This is a genomic window from Mesorhizobium sp. M7A.F.Ca.CA.002.09.1.1 (genome assembly GCF_003998555.1).
GTDB lineage: Bacteria > Pseudomonadota > Alphaproteobacteria > Rhizobiales > Rhizobiaceae > Mesorhizobium > Mesorhizobium ciceri.
The window spans coordinates 1-6,414 of sequence record NZ_RZRR01000252.1; the positions used below are offsets into that span (position 1 = coordinate 1).

8 protein-coding genes and 1 pseudogene are annotated in these 6,414 nt (G+C 64.4%); 2 read left to right on the forward strand and 7 right to left on the reverse strand.

Annotation, left to right across the window (positions count from 1 at the left end):
* On the forward strand, positions 1–1,039 hold a 1,039-nt coding region (gene rsgA, locus EN994_RS13455), incomplete at its 5' end, for a ribosome small subunit-dependent GTPase A (protein WP_245466018.1).
* A 19-nt stretch (positions 1,040–1,058) separates the two neighbouring features.
* Here the strand turns inward: rsgA and EN994_RS13460 are convergent.
* Positions 1,059–1,592, reverse strand: a complete 534-nt coding sequence (locus EN994_RS13460) for a sterol desaturase family protein (RefSeq protein WP_027163878.1) — start codon at positions 1,590–1,592, stop codon at positions 1,059–1,061.
* Between the two features lie 173 nt (positions 1,593–1,765).
* On the opposite strand from EN994_RS13460, the gene EN994_RS13465 reads away from it, so the two are divergent.
* Positions 1,766–2,236, forward strand: a complete 471-nt coding sequence (locus tag EN994_RS13465) for an NUDIX domain-containing protein (RefSeq protein WP_127307581.1) — start codon at positions 1,766–1,768, stop codon at positions 2,234–2,236.
* A gap of 10 nt (positions 2,237–2,246) precedes the next feature.
* Here EN994_RS13465 and pobA read toward each other — a convergent pair whose 3' ends face one another.
* From pobA to EN994_RS36060, 6 genes and pseudogenes are all read right to left on the reverse strand, one after another.
* The gene (pobA, locus tag EN994_RS13470; RefSeq protein ID WP_063167584.1) at positions 2,247–3,419 is read right to left on the reverse strand and encodes a 4-hydroxybenzoate 3-monooxygenase; all 1,173 of its coding nucleotides are present in this window, start codon (positions 3,417–3,419) and stop codon (positions 2,247–2,249) included.
* Positions 3,419–4,471: a 3-carboxy-cis,cis-muconate cycloisomerase gene (locus tag EN994_RS13475; protein WP_063167583.1), complete on the reverse strand. Its 1,053-nt coding sequence runs from the start codon at positions 4,469–4,471 to the stop codon at positions 3,419–3,421. The genes pobA and EN994_RS13475 overlap by 1 nt, the downstream gene beginning before the upstream one ends.
* 19 nt (positions 4,472–4,490) lie before the next feature.
* The gene (pcaG, locus tag EN994_RS13480) at positions 4,491–5,105 is read right to left on the reverse strand and encodes a protocatechuate 3,4-dioxygenase subunit alpha (RefSeq protein WP_063167582.1); all 615 of its coding nucleotides are present in this window, start codon (positions 5,103–5,105) and stop codon (positions 4,491–4,493) included.
* Positions 5,105–5,860 (reverse strand): protocatechuate 3,4-dioxygenase subunit beta, encoded by a 756-nt coding sequence (gene pcaH, locus EN994_RS13485; RefSeq protein WP_013532962.1) that lies wholly within the window; start codon positions 5,858–5,860, stop codon positions 5,105–5,107. Before pcaH ends, pcaG begins: the two co-directional genes overlap by 1 nt.
* Entirely contained in the window at positions 5,850–6,257 is a 408-nt protein-coding gene (gene pcaC, locus EN994_RS13490; RefSeq protein WP_013532963.1) for a 4-carboxymuconolactone decarboxylase, read from the reverse strand. Before pcaC ends, pcaH begins: the two co-directional genes overlap by 11 nt.
* A pseudogene (locus tag EN994_RS36060) lies at positions 6,250–6,414 on the reverse strand (alpha/beta hydrolase); the annotation flags it as partial. The pseudogene EN994_RS36060 and the gene pcaC, both read right to left, overlap by 8 nt.

A 6,414-nucleotide genomic window follows, 5' to 3' on the forward strand; every position in this document is an offset into this window, starting at 1 on the left:
GGTCAAAGCCGTGACGGATCACTCCACGCCATCGCTCGCCAGCCTGGGCTGGACCGAATTTTTCGGCGACCAGCCCGAGCCCGGCGAAGCCAATCTTGTCCCGACGCGGATCGCCACCGTCCACCGCGATCGCCTGACCGGCCTGTCCCAGGCAGGGCCGGTCGATCTGACGCTGGCGGCGCAGGCAAACACCGGTGACTATGCCGTCGGAGACTGGGTGCTGGTCGATGGGCATGAACACCTTGTGAAGCGCCGCCTGACCCGCAAGACGGTGCTGGAACGCCGCACCCAGGGCGGCGGCAGGGTGCCGCAGCTTGCCGCGGCCAATGTCGATACGCTGTTCATCGTCACCTCGTGCAATGCCGACTTCAATCCCGCCCGGCTCGAGCGCTATCTGGCGCTGGCCAACGAGGCCGGAACGACGCCGGTGATCCTGCTGACCAAGGCCGATACCGCTGAAGACGCCGAGACCTACCAGAAGCAAGCTGCGGCGTTGCAGCGTGGATTGCCGGTGGTGATGCTGAACCCCCGCACATCGGATGCGGCAACCGTCCTGGCTGCCTGGTGCGGTGTCGGCCAGACGGTGGCGCTGATCGGCTCCTCCGGCGTCGGCAAATCGACGCTGGTCAACACGCTGGCCGGATCGGCGCAGCAATCGCCGCAACAGACCGGGGGCATCCGCGAGCACGATTCCAAGGGACGCCACACCACCACGTCGCGATCGCTGCATTCCATCGCCGGCGGTGGCTGGGTGATCGACACGCCGGGCATGCGGACGCTGCAGGTCAGCGATGTCGGCTACGGCATCGACACGCTGTTTGCCGAAATCACCGAGCTTGCACCGCTCTGCAAGTTCCGCGACTGCACGCATGTGCACGAGCCGGGTTGCGCGGTTCAGACTGCCTTGAAGGCGGGGACGCTCGACCCGGAGCGCCTTGCCCGCTGGCGAAAACTGTCCGACGAGAACCAGAACAACACGCCGGTCCAGAGCGGGCCTCGCGGAGCCAAGACTTCCGGCGGTCGCGGAAAGAGGCGCTGAACGGCGAGGACTGAGGACTTCAGAGCTGCGCCGTGCCGAAAACGCGATCCCAGAATGCCGAAGTCACACCGAAATTGGCCGTTTCGTCGATGTGGTGATGCACCGCATGACGGCGCTTGAGCGTATAGAGATAGCTCGGATGCGCCGGGTGCCAGTGATGGATCATGTGGTGGATGCTGATGTACCACAGATATCCCAGCATCAACCCGCAGCTCACCGCGCTCGCGGTGGCGAAATCTGAGACCACCCAAACGGGCACAAACGCGACCAGCGCATGCACGCCGAGACTGAGCCAGGTTGGCGTGCCCACAGAACTGCGTTCCTCGACATGGTGACGGTCGTGCAGGTCCTTGACGTAAGGAATATGGTGAAGAGCGAACCTGTGCAGCACATACTCGATCAGCGTCCAGAGGCCGAGACAGGCGAGGACAGTGCCGATCCAGCCTGGCGCACTCTCTTCGCCAGCCTCGAGCAGCCCGGCCACTGCCAGCACGGCGATCACCAGCGGATACACCACGAAGTCGCTATAGTAGCCAATAAGACCGAGTTGCATCGTCACCTAGCCTTCGAGCCGCCAAATAAGCGATGGTATCAGATTGCCGGACTCGCGACCGAGGTGCAATGCAGACGCGCCTGACATAGCGTCGCAATCCCCTAGTGCAAGGTTCGCATCAACGATTCAAGGACCATCAGCAGGCTGCCGGCTTCGCAAATGGACGTACAAAAATGGCAAAACGCAGTGCGGGATTGCTGATCTATCGCCGCAGCGATGGCGATCTCAGGGCGTTGCTGGTTCACCCGGGCGGGCCGTTCTGGGCGAAGAAGGACGATGGCGCCTGGTCGATGCCGAAGGGTCTCGTCGGCGAGGACGAGGATGAGTTGACGGCAGCGCAACGCGAGACCGAGGAAGAGCTCGGCGTCAAGGTTGATGGTCCCTTCGCGCGGCTCGGCGACTACAAACAACCCGGCGGCAAGATCGTCTCGGCCTGGTCTGTCGAGGCGACCATCGACATCGACGTGGCCGCCATCAAGAGCAACATTTTCACCATGGAATGGCCGCCAAGGTCGGGATCCCTGAAGGAGTTCCCGGAGGTCGACAGAGCGGGCTGGTTCACCTTGCCCGAGGCCGAGGTGAAAATCCTCAAGGGGCAGCGCCCGATGCTTTTGGATTTTGCCAGGCAGCAAGGCGCCGGATGATCCGCAGCCCTCAATAGGGCAGGCCGACATAGTTTTCCGCGAGCGCGGTCGATGCGGCACGCGACTGCACGAGATAGTCGAGCTCGGCCTCCTGGATGCGCTGGCCGAACTCGGCGGTGTCGGGAAAACAATGCAGCATCGTCGTCATCCACCAGGAAAAGCGAACCGCCTTCCAGACCCGCGCCAGCGCCTTTTGCGAATAGCAGTCGATGCCAGCCGCGGATTTGTCGCGATAGAAGTCGCACAAACCCGAGAAGAGATAGCGCACGTCGCTGGCAGCGAGGTTCAGACCCTTGGCGCCGGTCGGCGGCACGATGTGGGCGGCGTCGCCGACCAGGAACAGCCGGCCGAAGCGCATCGGCTCGGCAACGAAGGAGCGCAGCGGCGCGATCGATTTCTCGAAGGATGGGCCGGTGACGACGCTTGCCGCCGTCTGCTCGGGCAAGCGGCGGCGCAGCTCGTCCCAGAAGCGCTCGTCCGGCCAGGCTTCGACGCGATCGTCCTGCGGACACTGCACATAATAGCGGCTGCGGTGCGTCGAGCGCATCGAGCACAGGGCAAAACCCCTTTCATGATTGGCGTAGACCAGTTCGTGATCGGCCGGCGGCACTTCGGCCAGCACGCCGAGCCAGCCGAACGGATACTGCCGCTCGAAGATTTTCAGCGCACGCTCGGGCACCGATTTGCGGCTGACGCCGTGATAGCCGTCACAGCCGGCAATGAAGTCGCAATCGATGCGATGCGTGACCCCGTCCTTGTCATAGGTCGCGAAAGGTGCGGCGCCGTCGAAATCGTGCAACGCGACATTTGCCGCCTCGTAGATCGTGGTCAGTCCGTCCGCATCGCGCTTGTCCATCAAATCGTGCGTCACCTCGGTCTGGCCATAGACGGTGACATGCCTGCCGCCGGTCAGTGCCTCGAGGTCGATGCGGTGCAGGCGTCCGTCGAAGGCGAGCGAGATGCCGGAATGCGGCAGTCCTTCCGCGTGCAGCCTTGCCGCCGCGCCGGCCTGTTCCAGCAATTCGACGGTGCCCTGTTCGAGCACCCCTGCCCGCACTCGGCCAAGCACGTGCTCGCGGCTCGCGCGTTCCAGAATGACCGTCTCGACGCCGATGCCGGCCAGAAGCTGCCCAAGCAGCAGGCCGGACGGTCCGGACCCGACGATGACGATTTGCGTGCGCATCAGTGGCCGAGACTTTCGACCTGTGCGGCCAGCTCAGCGGCAAGGCGGAGCGACGCGGCCGTCGCGATGACCATTTGCGGCAGCAATAGCCATTCCAGCGTCCAGGCAGCGCCCGAGCGCTCCTGCTCATGCACGAGCGCGTGATGCATGCCCGCAAGCTGCGTGGCGTTGAAGCGGGCAAGCGCCACCAGCGCTTCGGCCTTCACCGGGTTCTGCTTGTGCGGCATGGCCGAAGAGCCGCCGCCGCCGGAAAGCTCGATCTCGGTTCCACCTTGCGCCATCAGCGCGATGTCCTGGCCGAATTTGCCGAGGCTGCCTGATAGCAGCGACATCAGGCCGGCGAAATCGGCGAGTGCGTCACGCTGGTTCTGCCAATGCGGGGCGTCGCCAAGGCCGAGCTTTGCGGCCAGTGCTGCGCGCACCGCCGGACCTTTGTCGCCTAGCTTTTCCAGCGTGCCGGCGGCACCGCCGAACTGCACCACCAGCAGACGCCTCGACTGTTCCGACAATCTTTCCTGATGCCGTTGCAGTGGCGCCCGCCACGTCCTGACGCGGTCGGCCGCTTTGATCGGAATGGCTGGCTGCATGCGCGTCATTCCCGTCAGCGCCCTGCCGCCAAACCGCTCTTCGAGCGAGACGAGCCGTATAATGGTCTCGGTCAGGAGCAGGCCGAGATGCTCGACGATGGACTTCAGCCGAAACACCAGGCCGGTATCGATGACATCGTGGCTGGTTGCGCCGAGATGCACTTTGTCGCCATGCGGTTCGCCGACCGCCGCCCTGATCTGGCGTACCAGTTCCGGCACAATGACGCCGTCTTTGGCGACGGCAGCCCGCAGCAAGGCGGTGTCGGGCCGGAATGTGGCAAGTGCGGCCACGATCGCGGCGGCATCATCCTTGGTGATAATCCCGTTTTCAGCTTCCGCTTGCGCCAGCGCCCGCTCGAAGGCAAGCATCGCCTCGATTTCCGCCTCGATGGAAAAATGCCGGTTCGCCTCCTCGTCGCCGAGAAGAGCGGAGAGCAGTGGATGGTCGAAGGGCGATACGGTCATATCCTGCTCCTCCTGACCATCAGCTGTCGAAGAAGACCGTTTCCTTCTCCCGCTGGAGATGGATGTCGAAAACATAAATATCGCCGTTGCGCTCGGCGATCAGCGTCGGCACGCGGACGCGGTGCTCGATGCGCGCCAGGATCGCATCCCCGGCATTGGCCTTTTCCTCATCGGAAAAATACAGCCGTGTGTGCAGGCCGAGATTGATGCCGCGCGCGACGATCCAGAGGGTGATGTGCGGGGCCATCAGGCTTCCGTCCCTGAACGGCACGCGGCCCGGCTTGATCGTCTCGAACGTGCACAGACCGGTGTCCATGTCGGTCGGGCAACGGCCCCAGCCGAAAAAGTTCGGATCGGCCGCGCCGCGCAGTTCAGCCGGCGAATTGTAGAGCCCATCCGCATCTGCCTGCCAGATCTCGATCAGCGCATCCTTGAGCGGCGTGCCGGTACCGTCGAGCACCCGGATGCGCAGGCCGATGCGCTCCCCCTTGGTCTTGTCGTTGACCATGGTCGCACCAAGGTCGGTCGCATAGACGCCGCCGATGCCGCAGAAATTGGGCGTCAGCCCGATATGAACATAAGGTCCGGCGGTCTGCGAGGGGCTTTCCCTGAGCCGGTCGAGCGACTGGGCCATCAATTGCCCTCCAGCCTGTTTTCGAACAGCGACGCGCGGCGCCCGCGCAGCACGATGTCGAACTTGTAGGCGCGCGCGTCGAAGGGGATCGTCGCCTGCATGTCGAGCGTGGCGATCAGCGTTTCGACGGCGGCCTTGTCGGGGATGCCGCGCACGATCGGGCAGTGCCAGATCAGCGGATCACCCTCGAAATACATCTGCGTGATCAGCCGCTGCGCAAAGCCGTGGCCGAAGACCGAGAAATGGATGTGCGAGGGCCGCCAGTCGTTCGGCCCGTTCGGCCAGGGATAGGGGCCGGGCTTGACAGTGCGAAAGGCGTAGCCGCCATCCTCGCCTGTTATGGCGCGCCCGCAGCCGCCAAAGTTCGGGTCGAGCGGCGCCAGATAGCCGTCCTTCTTGTGGCGGTAGCGGCCGCCGGCATTGGCCTGCCAGAATTCGAGCAGCGCGCCGGGTACGCCAACGCCGCGTTCATCGAGCACCCGGCCATGGACGATGATGCGCTCGCCGAGCGCGCTCTCGCCGGGCCTGGCGAAATTGTGGATCAGGTCGGCGTCGAGTTTGCCGAGCATGGCGTGACCGAAGACCGGGCCTGCAATCTCCGACAGCGTGTTGTCGAACGGCAGCGGCGCCTTCTGCGGCGAGCGCAGCACGGAGGTCTTGTAATTCGGTGTCAGAACAGGTGGATGCCAGGTCCGGTCGCGCTGGAAGAAGGCGCCGGTCTCGGGCCTTCGGTTCGAGCCGGACTCAGCGGTCATTCTGGCTTCCGTCCATTTCCGAAAACACGTCCTTGGCAATTCTGAAGGCACGGTTGGCGGCCGGCACGCCGGCATAGATGGCGACATGCAGGAACGCCTCGCAGATATCGTCGCGCGAGGCACCGGTGTTGACGGTGGCGCGCACATGCATAGCAACCTCCTCATCATGGCCGAGTGCGGCCAGCAGCGCCAGCGTGACGATCGAACGCTCACGCCTGGTCAAGCCCGGCCGCGCCCACACGGTTCCCCAGGCGGCCTCGGTGATCAACTCCTGGAAAGGCTGGTCGAAATCGGTGGCGGCGACCTCGGCGCGGTCGACATGGCGGTCACCAAGCACCGAGCGCCGCACCGCGAGGCCGGTGCGATATCTGGTTGCGTTGCCGGGGACTTCATCCATGGGTTTCTGCTCCAGGGGCAAGCGACGCGATAAAGCCGCGGATCAGGGCGGTGAGCGCTTCAGGCTGTTCGACGCAAGGAATGTGTCCAGCGTCGCGGATGATTTCGAAGCGCGCGCCGGGGATCAGCGCGGCCAGCGAGCGGACGAGATCGGGAGG